General features: G+C 53.3%; 15 protein-coding genes. 14 read left to right on the top strand and 1 reads right to left on the bottom strand.

The genetic code is table 11. From position 1 onward, the window contains the following. Positions 1-2: 2 nt before the first annotated feature. Positions 3-1,268 (bottom strand): ATP-dependent RNA helicase RhlB, encoded by a 1,266-nt coding sequence (gene rhlB, locus ACUY4Q_RS23225; RefSeq protein ID WP_458044976.1) that lies wholly within the window; start codon positions 1,266-1,268, stop codon positions 3-5. 135 nt (positions 1,269-1,403) lie between these two features. Here rhlB and trxA point away from each other — a divergent pair, with 135 nt between their 5' ends. From trxA to thrP, 14 genes are all read left to right on the top strand, one after another. After that, positions 1,404-1,733, top strand: coding sequence for a thioredoxin TrxA (trxA, locus tag ACUY4Q_RS23220; RefSeq protein ID WP_039077011.1), 330 nt, complete (start codon positions 1,404-1,406; stop codon positions 1,731-1,733). A gap of 165 nt (positions 1,734-1,898) precedes the next feature. Then, entirely contained in the window at positions 1,899-2,000 is a 102-nt protein-coding gene (locus ACUY4Q_RS23215; protein WP_458044975.1) for a hypothetical protein, read from the top strand. 77 nt (positions 2,001-2,077) lie between these two features. Beyond that, complete coding sequence (gene rho, locus ACUY4Q_RS23210; RefSeq protein ID WP_064327923.1) at positions 2,078-3,337, top strand: transcription termination factor Rho; 1,260 nt, start codon at positions 2,078-2,080, stop codon at positions 3,335-3,337. A gap of 242 nt (positions 3,338-3,579) precedes the next feature. Continuing rightward, positions 3,580-4,683, top strand: coding sequence for a UDP-N-acetylglucosamine--undecaprenyl-phosphate N-acetylglucosaminephosphotransferase (wecA, locus tag ACUY4Q_RS23205; protein ID WP_458044974.1), 1,104 nt, complete (start codon positions 3,580-3,582; stop codon positions 4,681-4,683). A 13-nt stretch (positions 4,684-4,696) separates the two neighbouring features. Next, complete coding sequence (gene wzzE / locus ACUY4Q_RS23200) at positions 4,697-5,743, top strand: ECA polysaccharide chain length modulation protein (protein WP_458044973.1); 1,047 nt, start codon at positions 4,697-4,699, stop codon at positions 5,741-5,743. A gap of 56 nt (positions 5,744-5,799) precedes the next feature. Continuing rightward, the gene (wecB, locus tag ACUY4Q_RS23195) at positions 5,800-6,930 is read left to right on the top strand and encodes a non-hydrolyzing UDP-N-acetylglucosamine 2-epimerase (RefSeq protein WP_458044972.1); all 1,131 of its coding nucleotides are present in this window, start codon (positions 5,800-5,802) and stop codon (positions 6,928-6,930) included. Beyond that, entirely contained in the window at positions 6,927-8,189 is a 1,263-nt protein-coding gene (gene wecC / locus ACUY4Q_RS23190) for a UDP-N-acetyl-D-mannosamine dehydrogenase (protein WP_458044971.1), read from the top strand. The genes wecB and wecC overlap by 4 nt, the downstream gene beginning before the upstream one ends. 11 nt (positions 8,190-8,200) lie before the next feature. Next, positions 8,201-8,875: a dTDP-4-amino-4,6-dideoxy-D-galactose acyltransferase gene (rffC, locus tag ACUY4Q_RS23185; RefSeq protein ID WP_458044970.1), complete on the top strand. Its 675-nt coding sequence runs from the start codon at positions 8,201-8,203 to the stop codon at positions 8,873-8,875. A 4-nt stretch (positions 8,876-8,879) separates the two neighbouring features. Next, positions 8,880-10,010, top strand: coding sequence for a dTDP-4-amino-4,6-dideoxygalactose transaminase (rffA, locus tag ACUY4Q_RS23180; RefSeq protein ID WP_458044969.1), 1,131 nt, complete (start codon positions 8,880-8,882; stop codon positions 10,008-10,010). 1 nt (position 10,011) lies between these two features. Next, positions 10,012-11,262: a lipid III flippase WzxE gene (gene wzxE, locus ACUY4Q_RS23175; protein ID WP_458044968.1), complete on the top strand. Its 1,251-nt coding sequence runs from the start codon at positions 10,012-10,014 to the stop codon at positions 11,260-11,262. Further along, positions 11,259-12,338: a TDP-N-acetylfucosamine:lipid II N-acetylfucosaminyltransferase gene (locus ACUY4Q_RS23170; protein WP_458044967.1), complete on the top strand. Its 1,080-nt coding sequence runs from the start codon at positions 11,259-11,261 to the stop codon at positions 12,336-12,338. The genes wzxE and ACUY4Q_RS23170 overlap by 4 nt, the downstream gene beginning before the upstream one ends. Next, entirely contained in the window at positions 12,335-13,675 is a 1,341-nt protein-coding gene (gene wzyE, locus ACUY4Q_RS23165) for an ECA oligosaccharide polymerase (protein WP_458044966.1), read from the top strand. The genes ACUY4Q_RS23170 and wzyE overlap by 4 nt, the downstream gene beginning before the upstream one ends. 12 nt (positions 13,676-13,687) lie before the next feature. Beyond that, on the top strand, positions 13,688-14,428 hold the full coding sequence (gene wecG / locus ACUY4Q_RS23160) for a lipopolysaccharide N-acetylmannosaminouronosyltransferase (protein ID WP_458044965.1): 741 nt from the start codon (positions 13,688-13,690) through the stop codon (positions 14,426-14,428). Positions 14,429-14,661: 233 nt separating this feature from the next. Continuing rightward, positions 14,662-16,047 (top strand): bifunctional threonine/serine APC transporter ThrP, encoded by a 1,386-nt coding sequence (gene thrP, locus ACUY4Q_RS23155; RefSeq protein WP_458044964.1) that lies wholly within the window; start codon positions 14,662-14,664, stop codon positions 16,045-16,047. The last annotated feature ends 39 nt before the right edge of the window (positions 16,048-16,086 follow it).

Genomic DNA, 16,086 nt, shown 5'->3' with positions numbered 1-16,086 from the left:
TTTTAACCTGAACGACGACGATTACGTGGCGCGCTATTACGGCGCGGACCATTACCTGAACGCGATCGAACCAGACGTTTCGCAGGGGGCAACTCGGTTAACAATGCATCCGGATTGTATTTACTCACTGGAATCGAGTGACCCGTGTAAGTTTCAATCGCTGGCAAGTTCAGTGCGTACTCTTCACAGGCAAGGCTGATAGAATGACCGCTGGCGCCTGCACGACCGGTACGCCCGATGCGGTGAACGTAATCTTCGCAATCGTCCGGCAAGTCGTAGTTGAAGACGTGGGTCACTGCAGGGATGTGCAGGCCACGAGCCGCGACGTCGGTTGCCACCAGGATGTCCAGATCGCCACGGGTAAACTCTTCCAGGATACGCAGGCGTTTTTTCTGCGCCACGTCGCCGGTCAGCAGACCCACGCGGTGCCCATCTGCTGCCAGGTGGCCCCAGATATCTTCGCAGCGGTGCTTGGTGTTGGCGAAAATGATGGCGCGATCTGGCCACTCTTCCTCGATCAACGTTTGCAGCAGACGCATTTTCTCTTCGTTTGACGGATAGAAAAGCTCTTCTTTAATACGGTGACCGGTTTTCTGTTCCGGTTCGACTTCAACGTATTCCGCGTTGTTCATCTGCTCAAACGCCAGCTCGCGTACCCGGTAAGAGAGGGTGGCAGAGAACAGCATATTGAGGCGTTGAGTGACCCCAGGCATACGGCGGAACAACCAACGGATATCTTTAATAAAGCCCAAATCGTACATACGATCGGCTTCATCAAGAACCACTACTTGGATAGCTCCAAGGTTAATGTGATTCTGCTTTGCGTAATCAATGAGGCGACCGGTGGTGCCGATAAGGATATCGACGCCGCTCTCAAGCACTTTTAACTGCTTGTCATAACCGTCACCGCCATAGGCGAGACCCAGTTTCAGGCCAGTGGTTTGTGCCAGAGGTTCGGCATCAGCATGAATTTGAACCGCTAATTCACGGGTTGGTGCCATGATAATGGCGCGCGGTTGATTAACCTTGCGATCGTCAATAGCAGGATGAGAAAGCAAATAATGGAACGTTGACGTTAAAAACGCCATCGTTTTGCCGGTACCGGTTTGCGCCTGCCCTGCAACATCACGGCCAGCCAGCGTCAGCGGGAGGGCCAGTGCCTGTATGGGCGTACAATTATGAAAGCCTTTAGTTTCAAGGGCTTCAATCACCTTAGGGTGCAGGGCGAAGTCGGAAAACTTCTGTTCTGTTAAATGTGTTTTGCTCATAGTGTGGTAGAATATCAGTTTACTATTGCTTTACGAAAGCACATCCGTTCAAATAAACGGGGTGAAATAAAGTCAACCTTTAGTAAGGTTATGCTACATACACTAACAAGGTAGACATAATCCTGTGGAGTAAATATGAGCGATAAAATTATTCACCTGACTGACGACAGTTTTGACACGGATGTACTCAAAGCGGACGGGCTGGTTCTCGTCGATTTCTGGGCAGAATGGTGCGGCCCGTGCAAAATGATCGCCCCGATTCTGGATGAAGTCGCTAGCGAGTACGAAGGTAAACTGACCGTCGCGAAGCTGAATATTGACCAAAACCCAGGTACGGCACCGAAGTACGGTATCCGTGGTATCCCGACCCTGCTGCTGTTTAAAAACGGCGAAGTGGCAGCGACCAAAGTGGGCGCACTGTCCAAGGGTCAACTGAAAGAGTTCCTGGACGCCAACCTGGCGTAACCCCTCGAATCTCAGCCGGCGCGCCAGTCTTCCTAAATTAAGGGGATCGCTGGACGCCCGGCTTCAGTCGTGCTAATTTAGTTTTGACTTCGTTTTGAACATACCTTGTAGTTTGAACCTTGTATTACCCGATACTTCCCGCTGAGAACTTTTGTTGCGAGAGAAGTGGATAGATTCCGGGCTTGTCACTTAATTCCGTCTTGTCGTTTCAGTTCTGCGTACTCTCCTGTGACCAGGCAGCGATTGGACATGAGTGATGGCCGTTAACAGGCATGGATGACCCTGCCATACCATTCACAACATTAAGTTCGAGTTTTACCCCGAGTTTAAGAACCCACACCATTATGAATCTTACCGAATTAAAGAATACGCCGGTTTCTGAGCTGATCACTCTCGGCGAAAATATGGGACTGGAAAACCAGGCTCGTATGCGCAAGCAGGACATTATTTTTGCCATCCTGAAGCAGCACGCAAAGAGTGGCGAAGATATCTTTGGTGACGGTGTACTGGAGATATTGCAGGATGGATTTGGTTTCCTCCGCTCTGCAGACAGCTCCTACCTCGCCGGTCCTGATGACATCTACGTTTCCCCCAGCCAAATCCGCCGTTTCAACCTCCGCACTGGTGATACCATTTCTGGTAAGATTCGTCCGCCGAAAGAAGGTGAACGTTACTTTGCGTTGTTGAAAGTTAACGAGGTTAACTACGATAAGCCGGAAAACTCGCGCAACAAGATCCTGTTCGAGAACTTAACCCCACTGCACGCAAACTCTCGTCTGCGTATGGAGCGTGGTAACGGTTCTACCGAGGACTTAACCGCTCGCGTACTGGATCTGGCCTCGCCGATCGGTCGCGGTCAGCGTGGTCTGATTGTGGCACCGCCGAAAGCCGGTAAAACCATGCTGCTGCAGAACATCGCGCAGAGCATCGCTTATAACCACCCAGACTGCGTACTGATGGTTCTGCTCATCGACGAACGTCCGGAAGAAGTGACCGAGATGCAGCGTCTGGTTAAAGGCGAAGTGGTTGCTTCCACCTTCGACGAACCGGCCTCGCGTCACGTTCAGGTTGCTGAGATGGTGATCGAGAAGGCGAAGCGTCTGGTTGAGCATAAGAAAGACGTTATCATTCTGCTCGATTCCATTACCCGTCTGGCGCGTGCTTATAACACCGTGGTGCCTGCTTCCGGTAAAGTACTGACCGGTGGTGTGGACGCCAACGCCCTGCATCGTCCGAAGCGTTTCTTCGGTGCTGCACGTAATGTCGAAGAGGGCGGTAGCCTGACCATTATCGCGACGGCGCTGGTAGACACGGGCTCTAAAATGGATGAAGTCATCTACGAAGAGTTTAAAGGCACCGGTAACATGGAACTGCATCTGGCACGTAAGATCGCTGAAAAACGCGTCTTCCCGGCCATCGACTACAACCGTTCCGGTACCCGTAAAGAAGAGCTGCTCACCACGCAAGAAGAGCTGCAAAAAATGTGGATCCTGCGCAAAATCATCCATCCGATGGGTGAAATCGACGCGATGGAGTTCCTCATTAATAAGCTGGCAATGACGAAGACGAATGATGAGTTCTTCGACATGATGAAGCGCTCTTAATTCAAATAAACCTCAGAAACGCCACGTTTTTACGTGGCGTTTTTTATTTATGGGCTATACGCTATATGCACAGGGACAGGCATAGTCCACCGCAGGCCACCCCAACGCAAACGTCAATGGAATCAGCGCTCTGATTGCTTGATAAATATACTAAAACGCCTGTGAATGACCTGCTTTCTCCTTTTTGGAGCGTGGCATCGTCGTTATACTGCCAGGATTAACATTCGCTGAGAGCTTGCATTGTGAATTTACTCACTGCGTTTACTGAATTATTCAGTATTTTCTTATTCACCACCGCGTTTTTATTTTTTGCCCGCAAAGTGGCAAAGCGCGTCGGTCTGGTGGATAAGCCTAACTTCCGCAAACGGCATCAAGGGTTGATACCGCTGGTGGGGGGAATTTCAGTATACGCGGGCATCTGCTTTACCTTTGGAATCGCCAACTATTACATCCCCCACGCTGCGCTCTACCTGGCTTGTGCCGGTGTGCTGGTTTTCGTGGGAGTGATGGATGACAGGTTTGATATCAGCGTCAAAATTCGCGCTCTGATCCAGGCACTCATCGCCATTGTGATGATGACCGTTGGAAAACTTTATCTGAGCAGCCTCGGTTATATCTTCGGTACCTGGGAAATGGTACTGGGGCCCTTTGGTTACCTGCTTACGCTGTTTGCTATCTGGGCGGCGATTAACGCCTTTAATATGGTTGATGGCATCGATGGCTTACTGGGCGGGCTCTCTTGTGTTTCCTTCGCCGCGATTGGCATCATTCTGTGGTTTGACGGGCAGATTAGCCTCGCCATGTGGTGCTTCGCCATGATTGCCGCCATCGTGCCCTACATCATGTTAAATCTGGGTGTATTGGGTCGCCGCTATAAAGTCTTTATGGGTGATGCGGGCAGTACGTTTATCGGCTTTACCCTTATCTGGATCCTGCTGGAAACCACCCAGGGAAAGACGCACCCGATAAGCCCCGTCACCGCACTTTGGATTATTGCCATCCCGCTGATGGACATGGTAGCAATCATGTATCGCCGTCTGCGTAAAGGGATGAGCCCGTTCTCAGCGGACCGCCAGCATATTCACCATCTCATCATGCGCGCCGGGTTTACCTCCCGTCAGGCCTTTGTTTTGATTACCTTAGCCGCTGCCCTGTTGGCTTCCATCGGGGTGGCCGCCGAATATACCCACATTGTGCCTGAGTGGGTGATGTTGGCATTATTTTTGCTATCCTTCTTCTTGTACGGTTATTGCATCAAGCGTGCCTGGAAAGTGGCGCGTTTTATTAAGCGTGTGAAGCGCAGAATTCGCCGCAACAGCGGTAACAAACCAACACTAACCAAGTAAATCCGGGAAAGAGATGACTCAACCATTGGCGGGAGCACCTTTAGCAGGTACGGAAAATGAGCTGGATATTCGTGGTCTGTTTCGTACCCTTTGGGCTGGAAAATTATGGATTGTGGGCATTGCGCTATTGCTGGCGTTAGCCGCCTTAATCTGGACCTTCTTTGCGCGCCAGGAGTGGGGAGCCACGGCTATCACCGACAGACCTACCGTAAACATGCTCGGCGGTTATTACTCGCAGCAGCAGTTTTTACGTAATCTCGATGTCAAAGCCAGTCTCGCACCCGTTGATCAGATTTCCGTCATGGATGAGGCGTATAAAGAGTTCGTGATGCAGTTGGCGTCCTGGGATACCCGACGCGATTTCTGGTCGCAAACGGATTACTTCAAGCAGCGTAAAGTGGGTAACAGTAAAGCGGATGCCGCTATGCTGGATGAGTTGATAAACAACATTCAGTACACCGCAGGCGATGTCACCCGTAATATGAATGACAATATCAAACTGACGGCTGAAACGGCGCCGGATGCCAATAACTTGCTCCGTCAGTACGTTGCGTTTGCCAGCCAGCGTGCGGCGAGGCATTTAAATGATGAACTGAAAGGGGCCTGGGCTGCGCGAACGATTCAGATGAAAGCGCAGGTTAAACGTCAGGAAGAGGTGGCGAAAGCCATTTTTAACCGCCGCGTCACGAGCGTGGAAAACGCCCTGAAGGTTGCAGAACAGCACAACATTTCTCGTACTGAAACAGAAGTACCGCCTGCAGAGTTGCCGGACTCCGAACTGTTTTTGTTAGGTCGGCCGATGCTTCAGGCGCGACTGGAAAATTTGCAAGCCGTAGGCCCTGAGTTCGATCTGGATTATTTCCAGAACCGGGCCATGCTCAACACGCTAAACGTTGGTCCCACACTCGATCCCCGTTTTCAGACATATCGTTACTTGCGCACGCCGGAGGAGCCGGTAAAACGCGATAGCCCGCGTCGTGCCTTCCTGATGATTATGTGGGGAGTGGTGGGCGCATTGATTGGCGCAGGCGTTGCCTTAGCGCGTCGCCGTTCACTCTAATACGCTGTCTACGATGAAGGCTTTGGGCCTTCATCACCTAATCGAAGAGAAACGTTGTGAAAGTACTCACCGTATTTGGCACACGCCCGGAAGCCATTAAAATGGCACCACTGGTTCATGCGCTGGCAAAGGATCCTGATTTCGACGCAAAGGTATGCGTCACTGCGCAGCATCGGGAGATGCTCGATCAGGTATTGAATCTTTTTTCTATCGTTCCGGACTATGACCTCAACATCATGCGGCCAGGGCAAGGGCTGACTGAAATCACCTGTCGTATTCTGGAAGGCTTAAAACCCATTCTTGAATCATTCCGGCCGGATGTCGTGCTGGTGCATGGTGATACCACTACCACAGTTGCCGCAAGCCTGGCTGCCTTCTATCAACGCATCCCGGTCGGTCATGTGGAGGCTGGATTGCGGACCGGCGACCTTTCGTCGCCGTGGCCTGAAGAGGCAAACCGCACGCTGACCGGCCATCTGGCCCTGTATCACTTCGCGCCGACGGAAAATTCACGCAGTAACCTGCTGCGCGAAAACATTGCTGAAAAGCATATTTATGTCACGGGTAATACGGTGATTGATGCGCTTTTCTGGGTACGGGACAGCATTCTGGATGACGCTTCTCTGCAGGAGACGTTGGCCGCGCGCTACCCCTTCCTGGACCCTAATAAGAAGCTGATTCTGGTTACCGGCCACCGTCGTGAAAGCTTCGGGCGTGGGTTTGAAGAAATTTGCCATGCACTGGCTGACATCGCCGCGCAGCATGACGATGTGCAAATCGTCTATCCGGTACACCTTAACCCCAACGTCAGTGAGCCGGTCAATCGCATTCTTGGACACGTTGAAAACATCACGTTGATTGAGCCGCAGGACTATCTGCCATTCCTGTGGTTAATGAATCATGCCTGGCTGATCCTCACCGATTCGGGTGGGATTCAGGAGGAAGCCCCGTCGTTGGGTAAACCGGTGTTGGTAATGCGTGATACCACTGAACGCCCGGAAGCGGTTGATGCCGGTACGGTCAGACTGGTCGGAACAAACTGTCAGCGCATTGTTGAAGAGGTTTCACGACTGCTGAATGACAACGACGCCTGGCAAGCCATGAGCCGTGCCCATAATCCGTATGGAGACGGACAGGCCTGTGGTCGAATTTTGCATGCACTGAAAAATAATCGGGTAACCCTATGAGCTTCACAACCATTTCCGTCATTGGCCTTGGCTATATTGGACTGCCAACAGCAGCGGCTTTTGCTTCCCGGCAAAAACAGGTCGTGGGGATCGACATTAACGCCCACGCTGTAGACACCATCAACAAGGGCAAGATCCATATTGTTGAACCGGATCTGGATAAGGTGGTGAAAACCGCAGTGGAAGGGGGCTGGTTGCGTGCCAGCACTACGCCGGTTGCCGCTGATGCTTATCTGATTGCGGTGCCGACGCCATTCAAAGGCGAGCATGAACCTGACATGAAGTATGTCGAGGCGGCTGCGAAGTCTATCGCTCCCGTGCTGAAGAAAGGGGCGCTGGTGATCCTCGAATCGACATCCCCCGTCGGTTCTACCGAACAGATGGCCGCATGGTTGGCACAAGCGCGTCCAGATCTCAGCTTCCCGCAGCAGGCAGGCGAACAGGCTGACATCAATATCGCCTACTGCCCGGAACGCGTACTGCCGGGGCAGGTGATGGTTGAGCTTATCAAAAATGACCGCGTGATTGGCGGAATGACGCCGGTTTGCTCTGCACGTGCGAGCGAGCTGTACAATATTTTCCTTGAAGGCGAATGCGTGGTGACCAACTCCCGCACCGCTGAAATGTGTAAGCTCACCGAAAACAGCTTCCGCGATGTGAACATTGCGTTTGCCAATGAACTGTCGCTGATTTGTGCCGACCAGGGCATCAATGTCTGGGAACTGGTACGTCTGGCGAATCGCCATCCGCGCGTCAATATTCTGCAGCCGGGCCCGGGTGTCGGCGGGCACTGCATTGCTGTCGATCCCTGGTTTATCGTGGCGCAAAATCCGCAGCAGGCGCGTCTCATCCGTACCGCGCGTGAAGTTAACGACAGCAAGCCGCACTGGGTCCTGGGTCAGGTCAAAGCGACGGTGGCCGACTGTCTCGCCGCAACCGACAAACGGGCCAGTGATGTGAAAATCGCCTGTTTTGGCCTGGCGTTTAAGCCCAATATTGACGACCTGCGTGAAAGCCCGGCGATGGAAATCGCCCACAGCATTGCGCAGTGGCATAGCGGTGAAACGCTGGTGGTTGAGCCGAATATTCATCAGTTGCCGGCGCGTCTGGCTGAAAACAGCGTACTGGTGAGCCTTGATGAGGCGCTGGCGCAAGCCGATGTGCTCGTCATGCTGGTCGATCATAACGAATTCAAAGCTATTGCCGGTGAAAAAGTACAGCAGCAGTACATTGTCGACGCCAAAGGCGTCTGGCGTTAAGGCTGCGCAACGTGATTCACGGCACGCTTGAAGAACTGACGTGGGAAAGCGCCTTTTTCGGCATTCGTAGCGCTATTCTGCGTTTGCAGGATGATGCGCCCGCGCTGGATCCAGAATCATTTAACGCCTGGCCTCGCGTGCAGGTCAAAATTCCGGCCGCGCACGCCCATCAGCTTGATCGCCTGCAACAATTGGGGTTTCAACTGGTCGAAGGGGAAGCGGATTTTGCCCTGGCGGTGCCCGAGAGTGGAATCGATCCGCTGGCGCAAACCGCTGCAGACGCAGACATCGCGCCATTGCGCGAAATGGCCGCCACGCTGTTCAGCCAGAGTCGTTTCCGTGCGCCCTGGTACCCCGCAGAGGCCAGTGGTCGTTTTTACGCGCAGTGGATTGAAAACGCCGTTAAAGGTGTGTTTGACCACCAGTGCCTGCTGTTTCGAACGACCACCGGCGACGTCTCGGCTTTTGTCTCCCTGCGTCAGCTCAACGATCATGAAGCCCGAATTGGCTTGTTGGGCGGCTTTGGTGCCGGGGAAAAACTGATGCTGGCGGCATGCCAATGGGCGCGTCAGCGTCAGCTTACGACGCTTCGCGTGGCGACGCAGATAGGTAATCTCGCCGCCATCAAACGATACACTCGCAGCGGTGCGATAATGGAAAGTACCGCTTACTGGCTATACAGGTGACCCTATGATCCCTTTTAATGCACCTCCGGTAGTAGGAACGGAACTCGACTACATGCAGTCGGCGATGGGCAGCGGCAAGCTTTGCGGTGACGGTGGGTTTACCCGTCGCTGTCAGCAGTGGATGGAACAACGCTTCCGTAGCCCGAAGGTGTTGCTCACGCCATCCTGTACGGCCTCGCTGGAGATGGCGGCGCTGCTGCTGGATATTCAGCCGGGTGATGAAGTGATCATGCCAAGCTATACCTTCGTGTCGACCGCCAATGCGTTTGTACTTCGCGGCGCGAAAATCGTCTTTGTTGATATTCGTCCGGATACGCTCAACATTGATGAAACCCGTATTGAAGCGGCTATCACCGAAAACACCCGCGCCATTGTGCCCGTGCACTATGCCGGCGTGGCCTGCGAAATGGACACCATCATGGCGATTGCCAAACACCATAATCTGTTCGTGGTGGAGGATGCCGCGCAGGGCGTCATGTCGACCTACAAAGGGCGTGCGCTGGGGACGATCGGCCATATTGGCTGCTTTAGCTTCCACGAGACCAAGAACTACACCGCCGGTGGTGAAGGTGGCGCAACGCTGATTAACGATCGTGCTCTGGTTGAACGCGCGGAGATCATCCGTGAGAAAGGCACCAACCGCAGCCAGTTTTTCCGTGGCCAGGTTGATAAGTATACCTGGCGCGATATCGGCTCCAGCTACCTGATGGCTGATTTGCAGGCTGCCTATTTATGGGCGCAACTCGAAGCCGCTGACCGCATCAATCAACAGCGTCTCTCCTTATGGCAGACCTATTTTGATGCGCTCACCCCACTGGCACGTAGCGGGCGAATCACGCTACCGTCGATTCCGAAAGAGTGCGGTCATAACGCACACATGTTTTATATCAAGCTGCGGGATCAGGACGACCGCAGTAAATTAATCGACTTCCTTAAAGAAGCTGAAATTCTGTCGGTATTCCATTACATACCGCTTCATGCCTCTCCGGCTGGTGAGAAATTCGGTGAATTCCACGGCGAAGATTTGCATACCACCGAAGAGAGTGAGCGTTTGCTCCGCCTGCCGTTGTTCTACAACCTTGCCCCGGTGAATCAGCGTACGGTGATTAACACCTTGCTGAGTTACTTCAACTGACATGTCGCTGGCAAAAGCATCTGTCTGGACCGCAGCCAGTACCCTCGTCAAAATTGGCGCAGGGTTGCTGGTGGTTAAGCTGTTGGCTCTGGCGTATGGACCGGCAGGCGTCGGGCAGGCGGGGAATTTCCGCCAGCTCGTCACCGTACTGGGCGTGCTCGCTGGCGCGGGTATTTTTAACGGCGTAACGAAATTCGTGGCTCAGTACCACGACTCGCCGCAGCGTCTGCGGGATGTTGTTGGCACCTCTTCGGCGATGGTACTGGGCTTCTCAACGCTGATGGCGTTGGTTTTCCTGCTGGCGGCGGCACCCATTAGTCAGGGCCTGTTTGGTCACACGGATTACCAGGGGCTGGTCCGTCTGGTGGCGCTGGTGCAGATGGGGATTGCCTGGGCAAACCTGCTGCTTGCGGTCATGAAGGGCTTTCGCGATGCGGCAGGCAATGCCATTTCGCTGATTACCGGCAGCGTGATTGGCGTGTTAGCCTGGTACGCCTGCTATAAAGTCGGCGATTATCAGGGGGCCTTGCTTGGAATGGCGCTGGTGCCAGCGCTGGTGGTTGTTCCGGCCCTGGTTATGCTTATCCGCCGCCGCCATGTGCCGCTCTCAGACTTCAGGCCGCGTTGGGATAACGGCCTCGCCGGCCAGCTCAGTAAGTTTACGCTGATGGCGCTCATCACCTCCGCCACGTTACCCCTGGCCTATGTGTTGATGCGAAACCAACTGGCCGCACACTACAGCTGGGAAGAGGTGGGTATTTGGCAGGGGGTAAGCAGTATTTCCGATGCTTATCTACAATTTATTACCGCCTCGTTTAGCGTTTATCTGCTGCCGACGCTGTCACGGTTAACGGCAAAGCAGGACATTACCCGTGAGATTGTGAAATCACTGAAATTTGTACTGCCGGCGGTAGCCGCGGCGAGCTTCTGCGTCTGGTTGTTGCGGGATTTCGCCATCTGGCTGCTGTTCTCTGACAAATTCACCGCCATGCGCGATCTGTTCGCCTGGCAACTGGTCGGGGATGTATTGAAAGTCGGCGCTTACGTATTTGGCTATCTGGTTATCGCAAAGGCCTCTCTGCGATTTTATATTCTGGCGGAATTGAGTCAGTTTGCGTTGCTGACGGCGTTTTCTCGTTTACTGATCCCGGCCCACGGTGCGGCGGGAGCAGCACAGGCGTACATGGCAACATATATTATTTATTTCGCCCTCTGTTGTGGCGTGTTTTTACTCTGGCGTAGACGGCAATGACTGCACTCATACACGTACTGGGATCGGATATCCCACACCATAATCACACCGTGTTGCGATTCTTTAATGACAATCTCGCGGCATCGGGCGATCGCGCCCGTGAGTTTATGTTGGCCGGTCAGGATGAAGGGATCAGTTCGACATACCCTGCGTTAACGCTGCATTTTTTTGGCTCCAAACAGGCTCTGGCGCAGGCGGTGATTGCTAAGGCGAAAGCAAACAGGCAGCAACGCTTCTTCTTTCACGGCCAGTTTAATACCGGCATCTGGCTGGCGCTGTTGCGCGGCGCGATTAAGTCTTACCAATTTTACTGGCATGCCTGGGGAGCCGATCTTTATGAAGTCTCCCGTAGCATCAAGTTCCGACTGTTTTACCCGCTGCGGCGTTTTGCCCAGGGGCGTGTTGGCGCTATCTTTGCCACTCGCGGCGATCTGGCCTGGTTTGCTAACGTTCACCCGGACGTTCGTGGCGAGTTGCTCTATTTCCCGACCCGAATGGATCCGGCGCTGAATACGCTGGCCTATGAAATCAAGCGTGAAGGTAAGCTGACAATACTGGTGGGCAACTCGGGTGATCCGAGCAACGAACACATTGCTGCCCTGAATGCCATTCATCGTCAGTTTGGCGACACGGTGAATGTCATTGTGCCCATGGGGTATCCGGCGAATAACGAAAGCTATATTGAACAGGTGCGTCAGGCCGGGCTGGCGCTTTTTAGCGCGCAAAATGTCCGTGTTTTAGACCAAAAAATGGCATTTGACGACTACCTGGCGTTGCTCAGCCAGTGCGACCTGGGCTATTTCATCTTTGCCCGGCAGCAAGGCATTGGCACGCTGTGCCTGTTGATTCAGGCCGGTGTTCCCTGCGTGCTTAATCGTAAAAACCCCTTCTGGCGGGATATGGTGGAAGAGGGCGTTCCGGTACTGTTTACCGATGATACGCTGAATGAAAGTATTATCCGGGAAGCACAGCGCCAGTTACTGGCGGTGGATAAAGACGCTATTACCTTCTTCAGCCCGAATTATCTTGGTCCGTGGCATCAGGCGTTACGTATTGCCGCAGGGGAGACGCGATGAGCCCACTTGAGTTTTGTGGATTACTGATCCTCTGGTTAGTGTCATCCCTGTTTATCGCGGCCCTTACCTGGTTTGAGTTTCGCCGCGTACGCTTCAATTTCAACGTCTTCTTCTCGTTGCTCTTTTTGCTGACCTTTTTCTTTGGTTTCCCACTGACCAGTATTCTGGTGTTTCGTTTCGACGTTGGTGTCGCGCCTCCAGGCATCATGATGCAATCCCTGCTGGCGGCAACCTGCTTCTATGGCATCTACTACGTTACCTATAAAACCCGGTTGCGCGCCTCATCGCAGGAGATGCCTCGTCGTCCTTTGTTCACGGTGAACAGGGTGGAGGCGCATCTCACCTGCGCGATGCTGCTGGCGATCGCGCTGGTCAGTGTCGGTATTTTCTTTATGCACAACGGCTTTTTGCTGTTTCGCCTGCACTCGTACAGCCAGATCTTCTCCAGTGAAGTATCTGGCGTTGCGCTCAAACGCTTCTTCTATTTCTTCATCCCAGCGATGCTGGTGATCTACTTCCTGCGTCAGGATGCGCGGGCGTGGCTGTTTTTCCTCGTCAGCACGGTCGCCTTTGGTTTGTTGACCTATATGATTGTGGGGGGGACGCGCGCCAATATCATTATCGCGTTTGCTATCTTCTTGTTTATCGGCATTATTCGCGGCTGGATCTCGCTATGGATGCTGGCGACGGCTGGCGTGATGGGGATTGTTGGCATGTTCTGGCTGGCGCTTAAGCGCTATGGCCTGAATGTGAGCGGGGATGAGGCGTTCTACACCTTCCTGTACCTCACCCGCGACACGTTCTCACCATGGGAAAACCTGTCACTGCTGTTGCAAAATTACGACAAGATTGATTTCCAGGGGCTGGCCCCCATCGTGCGTGATTTTTATGTCTTTATTCCCACCTGGCTCTGGCCTTCACGCCCCGGTATTGTGCTCAACTCAGCAAACTACTTTACCTGGGAAGTCCTGAACAACCATTCTGGCCTCGCGATCTCCCCTACGCTTATCGGCTCGCTGGTGGTGATGGGTGGGGTGTGGTTTATCCCTCTTGGTGGCGTGGTTGTGGGGCTTATCATCAAGTGGTTCGACTGGATTTATACCCTGGGGAATCGGGAAACAAACCGCTACAAGGCCGCCATTTTGCATAGTTTCTGCTTCGGTGCCATCTTCAATATGATTGTCCTTGCACGTGAGGGGCTGGATGCATTCACGTCGCGGGTCGTCTTTTTCCTCCTCGTTTTCGGTGCCTGCGTGCTGATGGCGAAACTGCTTTACTGGTTATTTGATGTTGCCGGGCTGATTCACAAGCGCGGCGCTCCATTGTCTCAGGTCTGAATAAGGATGCGAATGACTGACAACACTGCTGCTCCGGTGTATGAGCTGCGTGGACTGAAGCTTATCGGTTGGCGCGATATGCAGCATGCACTGGATTATTTATATGCCGATGGGGCGATCAAGGAAGGAACGCTGGTCGCCATTAACGCAGAAAAAATGCTGACGATTGAGGATGAGCCGCAGGTTCGCACCCTGATCGAAAACGCTGAGTTCAAGTACGCGGACGGCATCAGCGTGGTGCGCTCGGTGCGTAAGAAGTACCCCCACGCCGATGTTCAACGTGTTGCGGGCGCCGATCTTTGGGAAGCGTTGATGAAGAAAGCGGGGCGTGAGGGGACGCCGGTGTTTCTTGTCGGCGGTAAACCGGACGTACTGGCGCAAGCAAAAGAAAAGCTGCGCAGTCAGTGGCAGGTTAACATTGTTGACAGCCAGGACGGCTACTTTCGTACCGAAGACCGCCAGGCCCTGTTCGAGCGCATCCGTGACAGCGGGGCAAAGATTGTGACAGTCGCCATGGGCTCGCCGCGTCAGGAGATCCTGATGCGGGACTGCCGTGCCGTATATCCACATGCGTTATATATGGGAGTAGGGGGCACCTATGATGTCTTTACAGGGCATGTAAAACGCGCGCCGGGAATATGGCAGCGGTTGGGGCTTGAGTGGTTATATCGTCTCCTTTCCCAGCCGAGTCGTATCTCAAGGCAGCTACGTTTGCTGCGTTATCTCTCCTGGCACTATCGCGGTAACTTGTAATTTTCTGCCATCGCGCCGCTCTGGCGCGATGTATTCGCCGTTTTATTGCGCGAAATAGAGGATTTTTTTACACATCGTTTGCCATTTTCCTCAATTTAATAAACCATTCGCTCACTCAATGCATTGTGGCGACGTATTTCGCACATTCGACGCCGGTATCGGTGCGTTGCTGCACGTTACTCTCATAAAAACAACCCGCCAGGCGGGAAATAAGCAATCACAACAGAGGTTATATGGCCGAAAACAAACCCGAGCTCCAGCGTGGTCTGGAGTCTCGTCACATTGAATTAATTGCCCTTGGCGGCACAATAGGCGTTGGCCTGTTTATGGGGGCCGCGAGCACCCTGAAATGGGCAGGCCCTTCCGTGTTACTGGCCTATATTATCGCCGGGCTTTTTGTGTTCTTTATTATGCGCTCAATGGGCGAGATGTTATTTATGGAGCCGGTGGCAGGCTCCTTCGCCGTATATGCGCATCGCTACATGAGCCCCTTCTTTGGATATCTCACCGCCTGGTCCTATTGGTTTATGTGGATGGCAGTGGGCATTTCGGAAATAACCGCCATCGGGGTATACGTCCAGTTCTGGTTCCCGGAAATGGCGCAGTGGATACCTGCGCTGATTGCCGTCGGACTGGTGGCGATGGCCAACCTTGCGGCAGTCCGTCTGTACGGCGAGATCGAGTTCTGGTTCGCGATGATCAAAGTCACCACCATCATTGTGATGATTGTGGTGGGACTGGGCGTTATTTTCTTCGGCTTCGGCAATGGCGGTCACTCTATTGGTTTCGGTAACCTCACCGAACATGGCGGTTTCTTTGCCGGCGGCTGGAAAGGCTTCCTGACGGCGCTGTGTATTGTTGTTGCGTCTTACCAGGGCGTGGAACTGATCGGCATTACTGCGGGTGAAGCGAAAAATCCGCAGGTTACGCTGCGCAGTGCGGTCAGTAAGGTGCTGTGGCGCATCCTGATTTTCTATGTGGGTGCCATCTTCGTTATCGTGACGATTTTCCCGTGGAATGAAATTGGTACCAATGGAAGCCCCTTTGTACTGACCTTCGCTAAGATTGGCATTACAGCGGCGGCAGGGATCATTAACTTCGTGGTACTGACCGCAGCGCTTTCTGGCTGTAACAGCGGTATGTACAGCTGTGGGCGCATGCTCTACGCGCTGGCAAAAAACCGTCAGTTACCGGCATCCGTTGCGAAAGTATCTAAAAGCGGTGTACCGGTAGCGGGCGTCAGCATCTCTATTGTGATTCTGCTGATCGGTTCATGCCTTAACTACATCATCCCTAATCCACAGCGCGTGTTTGTTTACGTCTACAGCGCCAGCGTATTACCGGGTATGGTGCCGTGGTTTGTGATTCTGATAAGCCAGCTACGTTTCCGCATTGCTCATAAGCAGGCCATTGCCAGCCATCCGTTCCGCTCTATTCTCTTTCCGTGGGCTAACTATGCCACGATGGCCTTCCTGGTTTGCGTGCTGATCGGCATGGCATTCAATGAAGATACCCGTATGTCGCTGTTTGTCGGCATCCTCTTTATGGCCATTGTGAGCGTCGCCTACAAGCTTTTAGGCTTCGGTCGCCGTGTTGAAAGCCATAAAGTGGGGGAATAATCACCAAAATGCACAAAGCATGACCAAACGAACATTTTA

It is taken from the genome of Phytobacter cepae (genome assembly GCF_054165735.1).
This window is presented reverse-complemented; position numbering and strand designations above follow the sequence as displayed.